Below are 16,105 nucleotides of genomic sequence, written 5' to 3' on the forward strand. Positions count from 1 at the left end.
GTGGCATCCGCTCTTCCCTACAAGCCGAAGCCGGGGGAGATCCCCACGGACCCGGGGGTGTATCGCTTCCTGGACAGCGACGGTCGCATCCTCTACGTCGGCAAAGCGAAGAACCTCCGGGCTCGACTGTCGAACTACTTCGCTCCGCTTCATACACTGCATGAGCGCACGCGTCGGATGGTCACCACGGCCGCGAAGGTGGAGTGGACGGTCGTGGCGACCGACATCGACTCGCTGCAGCTCGAGTACACGTGGATCCAGGAGTACTCACCGCCGTTCAACGTCCGGTACAAAGACGACAAGTCCTACCCGTACATGGCCGTGACGTTGGCCGACGAGGCTCCTCGCGTCATCGTGACGCGCAACCGGCGGATCCGTGGGGCGAAGTACTTCGGGCCGTATCCCAAGGTCTGGGCGGTTCACGACACGATCGATCAGCTCATCAAGGTGTTCCCGATCCGCACCTGCAGCGATTCCTCGTACAAGAAGGCCATGGCGTCGGGACGACCCTGCTTTCCCGGTCAGATCGGACGGTGCGGTGGCCCGTGCTCGATGAAGGTCACGATCGACGAGCACCGTGCGATCGTCGGCGACTTCATCGCCTTCATGTCGGGAAGCGACAAGCAGTACACGAAGCGGATGGAGGCCCGGATGCGGGAGGCCGCCGCCGCCATGGACTACGAGGCGGCCGCGTCGTATCGAGACAAGCTGCAGGCTCTCGACGCCGTCCTCAACCGCAGCGCGCTGGTGTTGACCGAGGACACGGATGCCGACCTGTTCGGCGTGGCGGAGGATGAGCTGTCCGCTGCGGTGCAGCACTTCATCGTTCGCGGGGGGCGTGTCCGTGGTGTGCGGGCAACGACGATCGACAAGGAACTCGACATCTCGGGCCCCGACCTCGTCGACCAGATCCTCCAGCGGGCGTACGGAGCTGCCGGCGCGGAGGACATCCCGCGTCAGGTGCTCGTCCCGACGATGCCGGACGACTCGGCGGAGCTGGAGGAGTGGCTGCAGTCCCGTCGCGGCAAGAAGGTGTCGGTCCAGATCGCGCAACGCGGGCAGAAGGCCGACCTCATGAGGACGGCGACGATCAATGCGCAACAGGCTCTCATGCTGCACAAAACCCGCCGGACGAGCGACTACACGTCGCGCACCAAGGCCCTGACCGACCTGCAAGAAGCGCTCGGCATGACCGAGGCCCCCCTCCGGATCGAGTGCTTCGACGTCTCGCATCTCGGCGGAACGGGCGTCGTCGCCTCGATGGTCGTGTTCGAGGACGGTCTGCCGCGGAAGGACCAGTACCGGTCGTTCTCCGTCAGCGAGACCACCGACGACACCGACTCGATGTACCAGGTGCTCATGCGGCGGCTGGCGCACATCGACCGGGATGAGGCGGAGCAGGAGGCCATCGATCCGATGGCCGACGGCGAAGTGGATGCCACGCGTAAACGCCCGCGCTTCGCGTACCGACCTCAGCTGCTGCTCGTCGACGGCGGGCAGCCGCAGGTCCAGGCCGCGGCGCGCGCGCTCCGCGATGCCGGGCACGCGGAGATCGCGCTGTGCGGGATCGCGAAGCGGCTGGAAGAAGTGTGGCTGCCGGACGATGACTTCCCGGTGATCCTGCCACGGTCGTCCGAGGCGCTGTACCTCCTGCAACGACTCCGGGATGAAGCTCACCGGTTCGCCATCACGCATCAGCGCAAGAAGCGCGGCCGGGACATCACGACGGTCCTCGCGGACATCCCTGGTCTGGGGGAGGCGCGCATCAAGGCGCTCCTCCGGCATTTCGGATCGGTGAGCAAGTTGAAGCAGGCCTCCCCGGAGGAGATCCAGGAACTCCCCGGCATCGGTCCGCGGCTGGCGTCCAGCATCCATTCCCGCCTGGCGACCGGTTCGGTCGCGGCGCCGTCCGGTGGCTAGTCTGGTCGTACACGCGTGAAGGACGGGGTACGGATGGACGGCCAGACGGCGGGCGAGGTCCTGATCGTGACCGGCATGTCCGGAGCCGGCCGGACGACCGCGGCGAACGCCCTCGAGGATCTCGATTGGTACGTCGTCGACAACCTCCCCCCGCAGATGCTCTCGCATCTCCTGGACCTCACCGCCCTCGCGGCCGACGCGCTGCCGAAAGTCGCAGCGGTCGTCGATGTCCGCGGGCGACAGCTGTTCGGGGAGCTTCCCTCCGTGACTCGGTCGCTCCGTGATGGCCGCCAGTTGCGGGTGCTCTTCCTTGATGCTGCCGACGAGGTCCTCGTCCGGAGATTCGAGGCGGTGCGGCGCCCGCATCCCCTGCAGGGGGAGGGCACCATCCTCGACGGCATCCGGCGCGAACGCGAACGAGTGGCCGCGATCCGTGAAGCGGCCGACGTCATCGTCGACACGAGCGGACTGAACATCCATCAGCTGGCGAACCGCATCGTCGATCTGTTCAGCGACGACGGCGACGCTCGGCACACGGTCACGGTCATGAGCTTCGGATTCAAGTACGGTCTGCCTCCCGACGTCGATCTCGTCGCCGACATGCGATTCCTCCCGAACCCCTACTGGGAGCCGTCGTTGCGCGCCCTCACCGGCGAAGACGGGGCGGTGCGGGATTTCGTTCTCGGGCAGGAGGGCGCGCGCGAGTTCATCGATGCCTACGCCGCTGCTCTTCACCCCGTCATGCAGGGGTACCAGCGCGAGAACAAACGTCATTCCGTCGTGGCCGTCGGATGCACCGGCGGCAAGCATCGCTCGGTCGTCACGTCCCTCGAACTCGCGGAGCGACTGGCCGAGGAAGCGGGCGTCGCGGTGCGGGTCACGCACCGTGACCTGGGTCGCGAGTGACCGGTGCGCGAGTAAGCTGATCCTTTGTCCCCGATCGCCCCCACTGAAGGATCGCCGTGCCGCTGACTGCTGACGTGAAGACGGAACTCACTTCGGTCCGTGATCCCCGCCCCACGGCTCGCGTCGCAGAGCTGACCACGATCCTCCGGTTCTCGGGCGGACTGCACTCCATCGCCGGCCGCGTGGCCGTCGAGGCGGAGGTGGAAACCGACGTCCTGGCCCGCCGGGTGGCTCGCGACCTCGTCGAGATCTACGGGGTCCGCCCGGAGCTCGCCCACGTGCAATCCTCCGGTGGCCGCACCGCCAACCTCGTCGCCGTTCGTGTCATCGAAGGCGGCGAGACGCTCGCTCGACAGACCGGTCTGCTGGACAACCGCCGCCGCCCTGTGCGCGGTTTGCCGAACAAGCTGACCACGGGCGCGCGCCCCGACCTCGCGGCCGTGTGGCGGGGAGCGTTCCTCGCTGCCGGAACGCTGTCGGACCCTGGCCGATCCGCGGCCCTCGAGGTCGCCTGCCCCTCCGGAGAGGCCGCGATGGCGCTGGTGGGGGCCGCACATCGGCTCGGAATCGCGGCCAAGGCCCGCGAGGTGCGCGGCGTTCCCCGCGTCGTCGTCCGCGACGGCGAAGCGATTCGCGCGACGCTTCTCATGATGGGCGCTCAGAAGACCGCCGCCGCCTGGGAAGAGATGCGCCAACGCCGCGAGGTGCGCGCCGGAGTGAATCGTCTCGTCAACTTCGACGATGCCAACCTCCGACGCTCCGCGCAGGCCGCCGTCGCCGCATGTGCGCGGGTCGAGCGCGCGCTCGAGATCCTCGGCGACACCGTCCCCGACCACCTCAAGCAGGCGGGCGACCTCCGCCTCGCACATCGCGACGCGAGTCTCGACGAGCTCGGTCACCACGCAGACCCGCCCCTGACGAAGGATGCCGTGGCGGGCCGCATCCGTCGTCTTCTCGCCATGGCCGACAAGAAGGCCGCCCAGGACGGGATCCCTGACACGGAGTCCGCCGTCCCCGCCGGCCTCGAAGACTGACGGGATACATCTCCTCCTCCCGGGAAGCAACCGGGTGCCCGGTGGGTTGGCCCTCAATAGGATGAATCCGACCGGCTGCGCCGTGTGCGCGGCACCGACAGAAGGAAGAGGACATGGCGAAGTACACCCTGCCTGAGCTCCCGTACGACTACTCCGCGCTCGAGCCGAGCATCAGCGGCAAGATCATGGAGCTTCACCACTCGAAGCACCACCAGGCGTACGTCACGGGAGCGAACACCGCCCTCGAGCAGCTTGCCGAAGCGCGTGAAACCGGCAACCTGGCGAACGTCAACAAGCTGGAGAAGGACCTCGCGTTCAACCTCGGCGGACACGTCAACCACTCGATCTTCTGGACCAACCTGGCTCCGGCGTCGCAGGGTGGCGGTGGCGAGCCCGAGGGTGAGCTCCGCGCTGCGATCGACGAGTTCTTCGGCGGCTTCGACAAGTTCCAGGCTCACTTCACCGCCGCCGCCACCGGCATCCAGGGCTCCGGCTGGGCCGTCCTCAGCTGGGACCCGATCGGCGAGCAGCTCATCATCCAGCAGCTGTTCGACCAGCAGTCGAACACGGCTCAGGGCACCGTTCCGATCTTCCAGCTCGACATGTGGGAGCACGCCTTCTACCTCGACTACCTCAACGTCAAGGCGGACTACGTCAAGGCGGCGTGGAACATCGCCAACTGGCAGAACGTCGCGAAGCGTCTCGACGCCGCTCGCGAGAAGACGGCCGGCCTGCTCTAGTAGTAGGGTCGTTCACAGGTGAGGATGCCGGGCTCCTCCCGGCAACGGGGGCTGAGCCCCGGCATCCTCTCTCTTTTCCAGCACATCGCGAATCGACCCCTTCCTGGGGCGTGCGCGAAGAGAAACGGGAGACAACGTGTCTGTCAAGATCGGCATCAACGGCTTCGGCCGTATCGGACGCAACTTCCTCCGCGCGGCACTCGCGCAGGGAGCTGACCTGGAGATCGTGGCGGTGAACGACCTCACCGACAACAAGAGCCTCGCGCACCTCCTCAAGTACGACTCGGTCGGTGGACGACTCGACGCCGACGTCTCGTACACGGAGGACTCGATCACCGTCAACGGCAAGACCATCAAGGTCTTCGAAGAGCGCGACCCCGCCAACCTTCCCTGGGGCGACCTGGGCGTCGACATCGTCATCGAGTCGACCGGTCGGTTCACCAAGGCTGCTGACGCCAAGAAGCACATCGCCGGCGGTGCGAAGAAGGTCATCATCTCGGCGCCCGGCACCGACGTCGACGGCACGTTCGTCATGGGCGTCAACGACGGCACGTACGACTCCGCGACGATGCACGTCATCTCCAACGCGTCCTGCACCACGAACTGCCTCGCCCCGATCGCCAAGGTCTTCAACGACAACTTCGGCATCGAGCGCGGCTTCATGATGACGGCTCACGCCTACACCGCCGACCAGAACCTCCAGGACGGCCCGCACAGCGACCTGCACCGTGCGCGCGCCGCGGCGATCAACATCGTCCCGGCCGCCACCGGTGCCGCCAAGGCGATCGGTCACGTGCTGCCCGAGCTCAACGGCAAGCTCAGCGGCTCGTCGTACCGCGTGCCCGTGCCCACCGGCTCGATCGTCGACCTCACCGTCGTCACCCCGACCGAGGGCCTGACCGTCGAGGCCGTCAACGCCGCGTTCGAGAAGGCGGCCTCCGAGGGCGAACTCGTCGGCTTCCTGAAGTACAACTCCGACGCCATCGTGTCGAGCGACATCCAGCTCGACCCGCACTCGTCGGTCTTCGATGCAGGTCTCACCAACGTGTCGGGCAACCTCGTCAAGATCTCGTCCTGGTACGACAACGAGTGGGGCTACTCGAACCGCCTCGTCGACCTCACCGAGCTCGTCGCCAGCAAGCTCTGACGATGGCTCTGCGCACCCTCGATTCGCTGGGTTCGCTCGCAGGCAAGCGCGTCATCGTCCGTGTTGACTTCAACGTCCCCCTGAAGGACGGCGTCATCACGGACGATGGCCGTGTGCGTGCGGCGATCCCCACGCTCCGCGCGTTGGTCGAGCAGGGGGCGCGCGTTGTCGCTGTCTCCCACCTCGGCCGTCCCGACGGAGCGCCCGACGCGAAGTACAGCCTCGCACCTGTGGCGACGCGTCTCGCCGAGCTCCTGGACCAGTCCGTTGCGTTCGCGAGCGACACCGTCGGTGACTCGGCGCGGGACACCGTCGCCGGCCTTGCCGACGGGCAGGTCGCCGTCCTCGAGAACCTCCGCTTCAACGCCGGCGAGACCGCGAAGGATGACGCGACTCGTCGTGGCTTCGCGGAAGAGCTCGCCGCCCTCGGCGACGTCCTCGTCTCCGACGGTTTCGGCGTCGTGCACCGCAAGCAGGCGTCGGTTTACGACCTCGCCGAATTGCTGCCGTCCGCAGCGGGTCTTCTCATCGAGAAGGAGGTCGACGTCCTCGACCGCCTGACCGAGCGTCCGGAGCGCCCTTACGCCGTCGTCCTGGGCGGCTCGAAGGTCAGCGACAAGCTCGGCGTCATCGAGCACCTGCTGCCGCGCGTGGACAAGATCCTCGTCGGCGGGGGGATGCTCTTCACCTTCCTTGCGGCCCAGGGCCACAAGGTGGGCAAGAGCCTTCTCGAAGTCGACCAGCTCGACACGGTCCGCCGGTACATGGAGACCGCGCGCGAGCGTGGTGTCGAGCTGATCCTGCCCGTGGACGCCGTCATGGCTGCCGGTTTCGCTGCCGACGCCGACCACGTCGTTGCGTCAGCCGATGCCCTCGAGGACACCGATTTCGGTGCCGACGGAATGGGTCTCGATATCGGACCGAAGACGGCCGAACTATTCGCTGACGCGATCCGCAGTGCGAAGACGGTCTTCTGGAATGGCCCGATGGGCGTCTTCGAGATGCCGGCCTTCGCGGCGGGCACGAAGACGGTCGCGCAGTCGCTGACCGAGGTCGACGGCCTGTCGGTCGTGGGCGGCGGCGACTCCGCCGCGGCCGTTCGTCAGCTGGGCTTCCGCGATGACCAGTTCGGCCACATCTCCACCGGTGGTGGAGCCAGCCTCGAGTTCCTCGAGGGTAAGAAGCTGCCCGGATTGGAGATCCTCGGATGGGAAGCGTGACCCGCAAGCCGCTCATCGCCGGAAACTGGAAGATGAACCTCGACCACCTCCAGGCGGTCGCGTTCGTCCAGAAGTTGCACTGGACGCTGAAGGATGCCGCACACGAGACCGCTTCGGTCGAGGTTGCGGTGTTCCCTCCGTTCACCGACATCCGGACGGTGCAGACCCTCATCGACGCCGACAAGATCCCGTTCGCCCTCGGCGCGCAGGACCTGTCGACGAAGGACTCCGGTGCCTACACCGGCGAGGTCTCGGGAGCATTCCTGAAGAAGCTCGACGCCCAGTACGTCATCATCGGTCACTCCGAGCGCCGTGAGTACCACGCCGAGTCCGACGACGTCGTGGCCGCGAAGGTCCAGGCCGCGCTTCGACACGGCCTCGTTCCGGTCATCTGCGTCGGTGAAACGCTCGAGCAGCGAGAGGAGTCCGGCCCGACGGCCGTGTCCGTCGCACAGCTGCGCGCTGCTCTCGTCGGCGTCCCCGCGGACGCTGACGTGGTGGTCGCGTACGAGCCCGTCTGGGCCATCGGCACCGGACAGGTCGCATCGCCCGAGCAGGCGCAGGAGGTCTGTGCGGCACTTCGCACCGTGATCTCCGAGTCGCTGGGGGATGCCGCGGCCGAGCGCACCCGCATCCTGTACGGCGGATCGGTGAAGTCGGGCAACATCGCCAGCTTCATGCGCGAGCCCGACGTCGATGGTGCCCTTGTCGGCGGAGCGAGCCTCCTCGCCGACGAGTTCGCTGCCATCATCCGCTACCAGAAGCACGTCGGCGTGTGATCTCGAGCGGTGCGGCGCCACCCGGCGTCGCACCGCTCAGCCGGTATACTCGTGCGAGCGCCGAGCACCTCGGCGACCCGAAAGGCTTTCAACGACTGTGGACATCCTCCAGCTTGTGCTGCAGGTCCTGCTGGGACTCACCAGCCTCCTGCTCACGCTCCTCATCCTCTTGCACAAGGGACGCGGCGGCGGCCTCTCCGACATGTTCGGCGGCGGCATGAGTTCGGCCATGGGCTCCTCGGGCCTCGCTGAGCGCAACCTCAACCGCTTCACCGTCGTGCTCGCCCTCGTCTGGTTCGTCTCGATCGTGGCCCTCGGCCTCATCACGAAGTTCCAGAGCATCTGATGGCCACGGGGGGAAACGCCATTCGTGGCACCCGCGTGGGCGCGGGGCCGATGGGGGAGCAGGATCACGGCCACCACGCTGACCGCGTAGCGGTGTCCTACTGGGATGCGCACGGCAATGAGACGGTCCGGTACTTCGCTGCCGGCATCTCGGAGGAGGAGATCCCCGAGACGATCGATTCGCCTCACTCCGGGCTCCCCGCAGGTCGCGACAAGGCGAACCCGCCCGCGCTCGCGAAGAACGAGCCCTACAAGACCCACTTGGCTTACGTGAAGGAACGGCGCACGGACGAGGAAGCCGAATCGATCCTCGGTGACGCTCTCCAGCAGCTCCGCGATCGGCGCGGCCAGAGCTGAGCGGCATCCGCTCTTTCGACAGACCCCGGGTTCTCTTAGAACTCGGGGTCTATCAGTTCTTCCGGAACTCCCTGCGCAGCGGCCTCATCGACGAAGAAGACCGTTTGCTTGCGACCCTTCGCTCCCGCGGCGGGCACGGAGTGGTAGCTGGCGCCGGCGAGAGCGAGCCCCAGGGCGGACGCCTTGTCGGTACCCGGAAGGACGAGCCACACTCGGCGGGACGAGTTGATCACCGGGCGGGTCAGGGTGATGCGCTCGGATGGCGGGACCGGCGACTCGCGCACGGCGAGGACGGCATGGTCGGTGTCCGCGATCTCGCTCCGATCGGGGAAGAGTGACGCGATGTGGCCGTCCGATCCGACGCCGAGGAACGTCACCGTGAATCGTGGCCAGGCCTGCTCCTCGGTTCCGAACGTCGCGAGCTCGTCGGCGTAATCGGCGGCTGCTTCGTCGTGCGTGCGACCGCTGTCGGCAGCGGCGATCGGGTGGATGTTCGCCTCCGGGACATCGATGCGCGACAGGAACGCCTTCCTTGCGGCGTTCTCGTTGCGGGCCGGATCGTTCGAGGGAACGAATCGCTCGTCGCCCCACCAGAAATGAACCTTCGACCAGTCGACGTCGTGACGTGCGTCGCTCTCGCCGGCGGCCTGCAGGACCGCTGTTCCCGACGTGCCACCGGTGAGAAGGACATGCGTCGTCTTCCCGTCGGTCGCGCGTGACGAGATCCGTTGGAAGAAGCGCTTCGCGACACCTTCGGCCAGTGCCCGGGCATCCGGACTGACGACGACGCGCTTCTCCGCGCGGAACTCCGACATACGACTCCTACCTCGTGGGAGGGTCGAGGAGCTCCCACCCTTCGGTGATCACTCGACCATACAAGAGGTCAGGATCGAGGCGGCGCAGCTCCTCCGCGAGGCACTCGCGCAGCGAGCGACGCGGCAGCACGATGTCGTGCGTGGGCTGACCGGGCTGGGTGAGCGTCGCGTCGGTCGCACTGGTGCGTTCGAGGACGATGTCACCGGACGCACGCGACAGTGTGACCGAACGGATGCCGTGGGCCCACTCGTTCGAGTCGGTGTAATGCCACTCGACGGCGACATCCAACTTCAGGCGCAACCACGCGGCCAACAGCCCCGTCGAGGGGGAGCTGCCGGCACCGACGACCGTGACCGCCGTGACGGGCTCGAACGGGGGCTGGTCCAGGACAGCGGCGAGCTGTTCGCGCCAGTTCGTGAGACGCGTCCACGCGAGGTCGGTGTCGCCGGGGGCGTAGATGGAACCGAGCTGGGCGAGACGGTCGTGCGCGATCGGCTTGGTCGAGGCATCCGTGATCCGTCGTTGCGCCATCCGCCCGATGGGGGACTCCGCCACGTCGACAGGCGGGTCTTCCGGCCACCAGGCGACCACGGGTGCGTCGGGCAGCAGGAGGCCGTTGACGAGGCTCTCCTGGTTGCCGGCCGCGGCACCGCGGGCACGGAGCACGACGACCTCGCTCGCGCCGGCGTCGCCGCCCACGCGGATCTGGGCATCGAGGCCCGTCGGAGCGTCGGGCTCGACGACGAGCACGATGACCCGCATCGGGTGCTCACGAGAGGCCGCATTGGCGGCGTCGATCGCTTCCTCGTCGAATCCTCCGGTCGAGACGATCACCAGCGTGAGCACGCGACCGAGGGCGGCAGCGCCGCCCTCTTCGCGCACGCTCACGAGCTTCTTCGCGATCGTGGACACCGTGGTGTCGGGCAGATCGACGATCATGGGCGCCTCCAGACGCGGCCGTCGCGGGCCAAGAGCTCATCGGCCGAAGGGGGACCCCACGAACCGGGGGAGTACTGCTCGAGCGGTTCTTCCTGCGTGGCCCAGAACTCCTCGATCGGATCGAGGATGCGCCACGAGAGCTCCACCTCTTCGTGACGTGGGAACAGCGGCGGGTCGCCCAGGAGCACATCGAGGATGAGTCGCTCGTAGGCTTCGGGGCTCGACTCGGTGAACGCGTGGCCGTAGCCGAAGTCCATCGTCACGTCGCGGACTTCGTTGCCGGCGCCGGGCACCTTCGAGCCGAAACGCAGCGTCACTCCCTCGTCGGGCTGGATGCGGATGACGAGGGCGTTCTGCCCCAGCTGCAGGGCCTGTGAACGCAGGAACAGCAGCGGGGGCGTGTGCTTGAACACGACGGCGATCTCGGTGACGCGGCGACCGAGACGCTTGCCGGTACGCAGGTAGAACGGCACGCCGTTCCATCGACGCGTCGCGATCTCGAGCTTGACGGCGGCGTAGGTCTCGGTGCGAGACTGCGGGTCCATGCCGTCTTCGTCGAGGAACCCGGTCACCTCTTCGCCGCCCTGCCAGCCACCCGCGTACTGCCCGCGGGCGGTGGCGGTGGCGAGGTCCTCGGGCAACGTGACGGCGGCGAGTACCTTCTCCTTCTCGGCACGGAGGTGTTCCGCGTCGAGGGAGATCGGCTCTTCCATCGCGGTGAGGGCGAGGAGCTGCAGCAGGTGGTTCTGGATGACGTCGCGAGCCGCGCCGATGCCGTCGTAGTACCCGGCCCGACCGCCGACGCCGATGTCCTCGGCCATCGTGATCTGGACGTGGTCCACGTAGTTCGCGTTCCACAGCGGCTCGTACAGCTCGTTCGCGAAGCGCAGCGCCAGGATGTTCTGGACCGTTTCCTTGCCGAGGTAGTGGTCGATGCGGAAGATGGCGTCGGCGGGGAACGCGACCTCGAGGGCCTCGTTCAGTTCGCGCGCGGTCTGCAGGTCGCTGCCGAACGGCTTCTCGATGACGACGCGGCGCCAGGTGTCACCCTTGGCCGTTTCATCGACGAGACCGGAATCCCGCAGCTGACGCGCCACGACGGGGAAGTCCTTCGGCGGGATCGACAGGTAATACGCGTGGTTACCCATGGTGCCGCGCTCGGTGTCGAGCTTCTCGACCGTCTCACGGAGTCGGGCGAAGGATGCCGGGTCGTCGAACTCGCCCTGGACGAACCGGATGCCCTGCAGGAGCTGGTTCCACGTCTCTTCGCGGAATGGCGTCCGCGCATGCTGACGCACGGCGTCGTAGACGACCTTGGCGAAGTCCTGATCCTCCCAATCGCGCCGTGCGAATCCGACCAGAGCGAACCCCGGGGGCAGCAGGCCGCGGTTGGCGAGATCGTACACAGCAGGCATGAGCTTCTTACGCGACAGGTCGCCCGTCACGCCGAAGATCACGAGCGCGCTCGGTCCCGCGATGCGGTTCAGGCGGCGATCGCCAGGGTCGCGGAGGGGGTTGTTCCCCCGCGAGATCTCAGCAGCCATCGGTCAGCGTGCGCTGTCGAGAGCCGTCTGCACCGTGCTCTGCAGGTCGTGCCAGGAAACGATGAACTTCTCGACGCCCTCATCCTCGAGCACCTGCGTGACGTCGACCAGGTCGACTCCGGCCTCGGCGAGCTGGTCGAAGACGCCGTGCGCATCCTCGTACGCGCCCGTGACGGTGTCGCCCGTCACCTTGGCGTGATCGAAGGTGGCCTCGAGCGTCTTCTCGGGCATCGTGTTGACGGTGCCCGGGGCGACCAGCTCGGTGACGTACAGGGTGTCGGGGAGTGCGGGGTCCTTGACGCCGGTGGAAGCCCACAGCGGCCGCTGCACGGTCGCACCGGCCGCGATGAGCTCGACCGCGGACGACTCTGCGAAGCGCTTCTCGAACAGCTCGTAGGCGAGGCGGGCGTTCGCGATGCCGGCTTTGCCCTTCAGCGCAGCGGCCTCGCCGGTGCCGATCGCCTCGAGGCGCTTGTCGACCTCCGTGTCGACGCGCGACACGAAGAACGACGCGACGGAGTGGATCGTCGCGATGTCGTGACCGTTCTCCTTGGCCCGTCGCACACCCTCGAGGTAGGCGTCGATGACCGCGGCGTAGCGCTCGAGGCTGAAGATCAGCGTGACGTTGACCGAGATGCCCTCCGCGAGAACCGCGCTGATCGCGGGCAGACCGGCCAGCGTCGCGGGGATCTTGATGAGCGTGTTCGGTCGGTCGACTTTCGCCCACAGTTCCTTCGCCTGCGCGACGGTTGCGTCGGTGTCGTGAGCGAGATCGGGGGAGACCTCGATCGACACGCGTCCGTCGACGCCGTTCGTGCGGTCGAAGACCGGGCGGAAGATGTCGGCGGCGTCACGCACGTCGGTCGTCGTGATCTCGAAGATCGCGGTATCGACGTCGGCGCCCTGGCCCGCGAGGGCCTGCAGGGGCGCGTCGTAGGAGTCGTCTTCCTTGTTGCCGATGGCGGCCTGGAAGATCGACGGGTTGGTGGTGACGCCGACCACGTCGCGCGTCTCGATCAACTGGGCGAGGTTGCCCGTGTCGATCCGCGACCGTGAGAGGTCATCGAGCCAGATGCTGACGCCGGCGGCGGACAGGTCCTCGGTGGGGGTGCTCATGCGTTCTCCTTGACGGTTGCGCGGGCCGCTTCGACGACCGCTTCGGCAGTGACGCCGAACTTCTCGAACAGGGTCTTGTAATCGGCGGAGGCGCCGAAGTGGTCGATTCCGATGGTGCGTCCGGTGTCGCCGACGACCGCCTTCCAGAGGCCGGTGGCGCCAGCCTCTACCGAGACGCGCGCCTTCAGCGCGGTGGGAATGACGGACTCGCGGTAGGCGGCATCCTGCTCGGCGAACCACTCGAGGCTGGGAGCGGAGACGACGCGAGCGCCGATCCCCTCCGCCGCGAGAGTCTCGCGTGCTGCCACAGCGAGCTGCACCTCGGAGCCGGTTGCGATCAGGACGACATCGGGCTCGCCTTCTGGCGCGTCGAGGAGGACGTAGGCACCCTTCGCGACGCCCTCGGTGGTGGCGTAGCCGTTTTCCCCACGCGGGAAGACCGCGATGTTCTGACGGGTCAGAGCGATACCGGTCGGTCCGTCCTGTCGACGGAGGATCTCGAGCCACGCGGCGGCCGTCTCGTTCGCATCCGCGGGACGCACGACGGTGAAGTTCGGGATGAGGCGCAGCGTCGCGAGCTGTTCGATCGGCTGGTGCGTCGGACCGTCCTCGCCGAGGGCGACGGAGTCGTGCGTCCAGACGAACACCGAGGGGATGTTCATGAGAGCCGCGAGGCGCACTGCCGGTCGCATGTAGTCGCTGAAGATCAGGAACGTCCCGCCGAACGGCCGAGTCGGTCCGTGCAGCTTGATGCCGTTGATGATCGCGCCCATGGCGTGCTCGCGGATGCCGAAGTGCAGCACGCGGCCATACGGGTCGCCAGACCATTCGTGCGTCGACCACTCGGACGGGATGAAGCTCTTCGCGTCCTTGATCGTCGTCAGGTTCGACTCGGCGAGGTCGGCCGATCCGCCCCAGAGCTCGGGCAGCTCGGCAGCCAGAGCGTTGATGACGAGGCCGGATGCCGCCCGGGTCGACACATCCTTGCCCGCCTCGAACGCGGGAAGGGCGGTCTCGATGCCGTCCGGCAGGGTTGCGGCCTCGAGACGGTCGAGGAGGGCTTTGCGCTCCGGGTTCGCAGCGGCCCAGGCGTCGAAGGACTCCTGCCACGCGGCCCGGTCGGTCGCAGCACGCTCGGCGAGCGAACGGGTGTGCGCCAGCACGTCGTCGGCGACGGCGAAGTGCTCCTCGGGGTCGAACCCGAGCACCTTCTTCGTCGCGGCGAGTTCGTCGGCTCCGAGGGCTGATCCGTGGATCTTGCCGGTGTTCTGCTTGCCGGGAGCCGGCCAGCCGATGATCGTCCTGAGGATGATGAGAGAGGGCTTCGACGTCTCCGCCTTGGCGGCCTCGATCGCGGTGTGGAGAGCGGCGACGTCTTCGACGTACTCGCCGGTCTTCTTCCAGTCGACGGTCTGCACCTGCCAGCCGTAGGCCTCGTAACGGGCCTGGACGTCCTCGGTGAAGGCGACGTTGGTGTCGTCCTCGATCGAGATCTGGTTGGAGTCGTAGATGGCGATCAGGTTGCCGAGCTGCTGGTGACCGGCGAGGGAGCCGGCTTCGGAAGTCACGCCCTCCTGCAGGTCGCCGTCCCCGGCGATGACGAAGACGTGGTGATCGAAGGGGGAGGTGCCGGCATCCGCGTCGGGGTCGAACAGGCCGCGCTCGTAACGGGCGGCGTAGGCGAAGCCGACGGCGGAGGCGAGGCCCTGGCCGAGGGGGCCGGTGGTGATCTCGACGCCCTTCGTGTGGCCGTACTCCGGGTGACCGGGGGTGAGGGACCCCCATGTGCGAAGCGCCTTGAGGTCGTCGAGTTCGAGGCCGAACCCGCCGAGGTAGAGCTGGACGTACTGCGTGAGCGACGAGTGACCCGCGGAGAGGATGAAGCGGTCGCGACCCAGCCAGTGGGTGTCGGTCGGGTCGTGGCGCAGCACGCGCTGGTAGAGCAGATACGCGGCCGGCGCGAGGCTCATCGCGGTTCCGGGGTGGCCGTTGCCGACCTTCTCGACGGCATCGGCCGCCAGCACACGTGCGGTGTCGACCGCGCGTCGATCGATCTCGTCCCAAACCAGCTCTGACACCAGGAACCCTTTCGTCGGTGAGTCAGCGCCGACGACCGCTGGTCTCGAAAGAAGAGGGACGTCCCGCGCCGGGATTTTCAGCATATCGATCCGAGGCCCCCGCCGAGGCCGGGCGGCGTTCTATGACGTGCGCTCTGAGCGAAGCGCAGGAGAGCGGTGGCCGGGCGGACGGGCGGGACTCGCTCCGGTGGATGCCGTAGACTCGGCCGGACGATCTACACGGCAGGGGCGATGGCACTCACGGACACCGGCGCGCGCGAATCCGCGCCCGCTCGACAGTCGTTCGGCCGAACCCTCCGCGCGTACGTTCAGCTGACGAAGCCGCGCGTGCTCGAGCTCCTCCTCGTCACGACGATCCCCGTCATGTTCCTCGCGGAGAACGGTCTGCCCGACCTCTGGCTCATTCTCGCGACGGTCGTGGGCGGTGCCATGAGCGCCGGCTCCGCGGCATCCTTCAACATGTACCTCGATCGCGACATCGACGCTCACATGAAGCGGACGGAGAACCGTCCGCTGGTGACGGGCGAGGTATCGCCCCGCGGTGCGCTCGTGTTCTCGTGGACCCTCGCCGTCGTCTCGACGGTGTGGCTCCTGGTCTTCACGAACTGGGTCGCGGCTGCCCTGAGCGCCACCGCGATCTTCTTCTACGTCGTCATCTACACGATCCTGCTGAAGCGCCGTACGGAACAGAACATCGTCTGGGGCGGGATCGCCGGGTGCTTCCCCGTCATCATCGGCTGGTCTGCCGTCACGAGTTCGCTCACGTGGACGCCCTTCATCCTCTTCCTCCTCGTCTTCCTCTGGACTCCGCCGCACTACTGGCCGCTGTCGATGAAGTACAAGGGGGATTACGCCGAGGTCGACGTGCCGATGCTCGGCGCGACCCGCAACGGTGCCCAGGTCGGTCTGCAGGTCATCCTCTACGCATGGGCCACCATCGCGAGCTCGCTTCTGCTGATCCCGGTCGCAGGCATGGGCCTCGTGTACACCGTGTCGGCCCTCGTCTTCGGTGGCTGGTTCGTGTACGAATCACACCTTCTCTACTCCCGTGCCGTGCGGGGCGAGAAGGTTCAGCCGATGCGCGTGTTCCACGCGTCGATCACCTACTTGACGCTGCTGTTCGTCGCGATCGCGATCGACCCGCTGCTGCCCTTCTGAGCGCAG

15 protein-coding genes are annotated in these 16,105 nt (G+C 67.3%); 10 read left to right on the top strand and 5 right to left on the bottom strand.

Annotated elements, in window-relative coordinates; genetic code table 11:
- From uvrC to ABQ271_RS05850, 9 genes are all read left to right on the top strand, one after another.
- On the top strand, positions 1-1,920 hold the full coding sequence (gene uvrC / locus ABQ271_RS05810; protein WP_349310546.1) for an excinuclease ABC subunit UvrC: 1,920 nt from the start codon (positions 1-3) through the stop codon (positions 1,918-1,920).
- Between the two features lie 33 nt (positions 1,921-1,953).
- A complete protein-coding gene (gene rapZ, locus ABQ271_RS05815; protein WP_349310547.1) occupies positions 1,954-2,826 on the top strand; it encodes an RNase adapter RapZ in 873 nt (290 codons plus the stop codon).
- 56 nt (positions 2,827-2,882) lie between these two features.
- A complete protein-coding gene (gene whiA, locus ABQ271_RS05820; RefSeq protein WP_349310548.1) occupies positions 2,883-3,860 on the top strand; it encodes a DNA-binding protein WhiA in 978 nt (325 codons plus the stop codon).
- A 113-nt stretch (positions 3,861-3,973) separates the two neighbouring features.
- Positions 3,974-4,600: a Fe-Mn family superoxide dismutase gene (locus ABQ271_RS05825; protein WP_349310549.1), complete on the top strand. Its 627-nt coding sequence runs from the start codon at positions 3,974-3,976 to the stop codon at positions 4,598-4,600.
- 136 nt (positions 4,601-4,736) lie between these two features.
- Positions 4,737-5,747, top strand: a complete 1,011-nt coding sequence (gene gap / locus ABQ271_RS05830) for a type I glyceraldehyde-3-phosphate dehydrogenase (protein ID WP_349310550.1) — start codon at positions 4,737-4,739, stop codon at positions 5,745-5,747.
- A 2-nt stretch (positions 5,748-5,749) separates the two neighbouring features.
- Entirely contained in the window at positions 5,750-6,967 is a 1,218-nt protein-coding gene (locus ABQ271_RS05835; RefSeq protein WP_349310551.1) for a phosphoglycerate kinase, read from the top strand.
- Positions 6,955-7,746, top strand: a complete 792-nt coding sequence (gene tpiA / locus ABQ271_RS05840) for a triose-phosphate isomerase (RefSeq protein WP_349310552.1) — start codon at positions 6,955-6,957, stop codon at positions 7,744-7,746. Before ABQ271_RS05835 ends, tpiA begins: the two co-directional genes overlap by 13 nt.
- A 97-nt stretch (positions 7,747-7,843) precedes the next feature.
- Entirely contained in the window at positions 7,844-8,092 is a 249-nt protein-coding gene (gene secG, locus ABQ271_RS05845; protein WP_018186506.1) for a preprotein translocase subunit SecG, read from the top strand.
- Positions 8,092-8,448 (top strand): RNA polymerase-binding protein RbpA, encoded by a 357-nt coding sequence (locus tag ABQ271_RS05850; protein ID WP_349310553.1) that lies wholly within the window; start codon positions 8,092-8,094, stop codon positions 8,446-8,448. Before secG ends, ABQ271_RS05850 begins: the two co-directional genes overlap by 1 nt.
- A gap of 35 nt (positions 8,449-8,483) precedes the next feature.
- Here the strand turns inward: ABQ271_RS05850 and pgl are convergent, their stop codons facing one another.
- From pgl to tkt, 5 genes are read right to left on the bottom strand one after another with little or no spacing between them, the layout of a single operon-like run.
- Entirely contained in the window at positions 8,484-9,263 is a 780-nt protein-coding gene (gene pgl, locus ABQ271_RS05855) for a 6-phosphogluconolactonase (RefSeq protein ID WP_349310554.1), read from the bottom strand.
- A 7-nt stretch (positions 9,264-9,270) separates the two neighbouring features.
- Positions 9,271-10,203 (bottom strand): glucose-6-phosphate dehydrogenase assembly protein OpcA, encoded by a 933-nt coding sequence (locus tag ABQ271_RS05860; RefSeq protein WP_349310555.1) that lies wholly within the window; start codon positions 10,201-10,203, stop codon positions 9,271-9,273.
- Positions 10,200-11,747: a glucose-6-phosphate dehydrogenase gene (zwf, locus tag ABQ271_RS05865; RefSeq protein ID WP_349310556.1), complete on the bottom strand. Its 1,548-nt coding sequence runs from the start codon at positions 11,745-11,747 to the stop codon at positions 10,200-10,202. The genes ABQ271_RS05860 and zwf overlap by 4 nt, the downstream gene beginning before the upstream one ends.
- 3 nt (positions 11,748-11,750) lie before the next feature.
- A complete protein-coding gene (gene tal / locus ABQ271_RS05870; protein ID WP_349310557.1) occupies positions 11,751-12,863 on the bottom strand; it encodes a transaldolase in 1,113 nt (370 codons plus the stop codon).
- A complete protein-coding gene (tkt, locus tag ABQ271_RS05875) occupies positions 12,860-14,941 on the bottom strand; it encodes a transketolase (RefSeq protein ID WP_349310558.1) in 2,082 nt (693 codons plus the stop codon). The genes tal and tkt overlap by 4 nt, the downstream gene beginning before the upstream one ends.
- Positions 14,942-15,172: 231 nt before the next feature.
- On the opposite strand from tkt, the gene ABQ271_RS05880 reads away from it, so the two are divergent.
- Positions 15,173-16,099 carry a heme o synthase gene (locus tag ABQ271_RS05880; protein ID WP_349310559.1) on the top strand — a complete coding sequence of 309 codons (927 nt, stop codon included), beginning with the start codon at positions 15,173-15,175 and terminating at the stop codon, positions 16,097-16,099.
- Positions 16,100-16,105: the final 6 nt, after the last annotated feature.

This window comes from Microbacterium sp. MM2322, from assembly GCF_964186585.1.
In the GTDB taxonomy this organism is placed as follows: domain Bacteria; phylum Actinomycetota; class Actinomycetes; order Actinomycetales; family Microbacteriaceae; genus Microbacterium.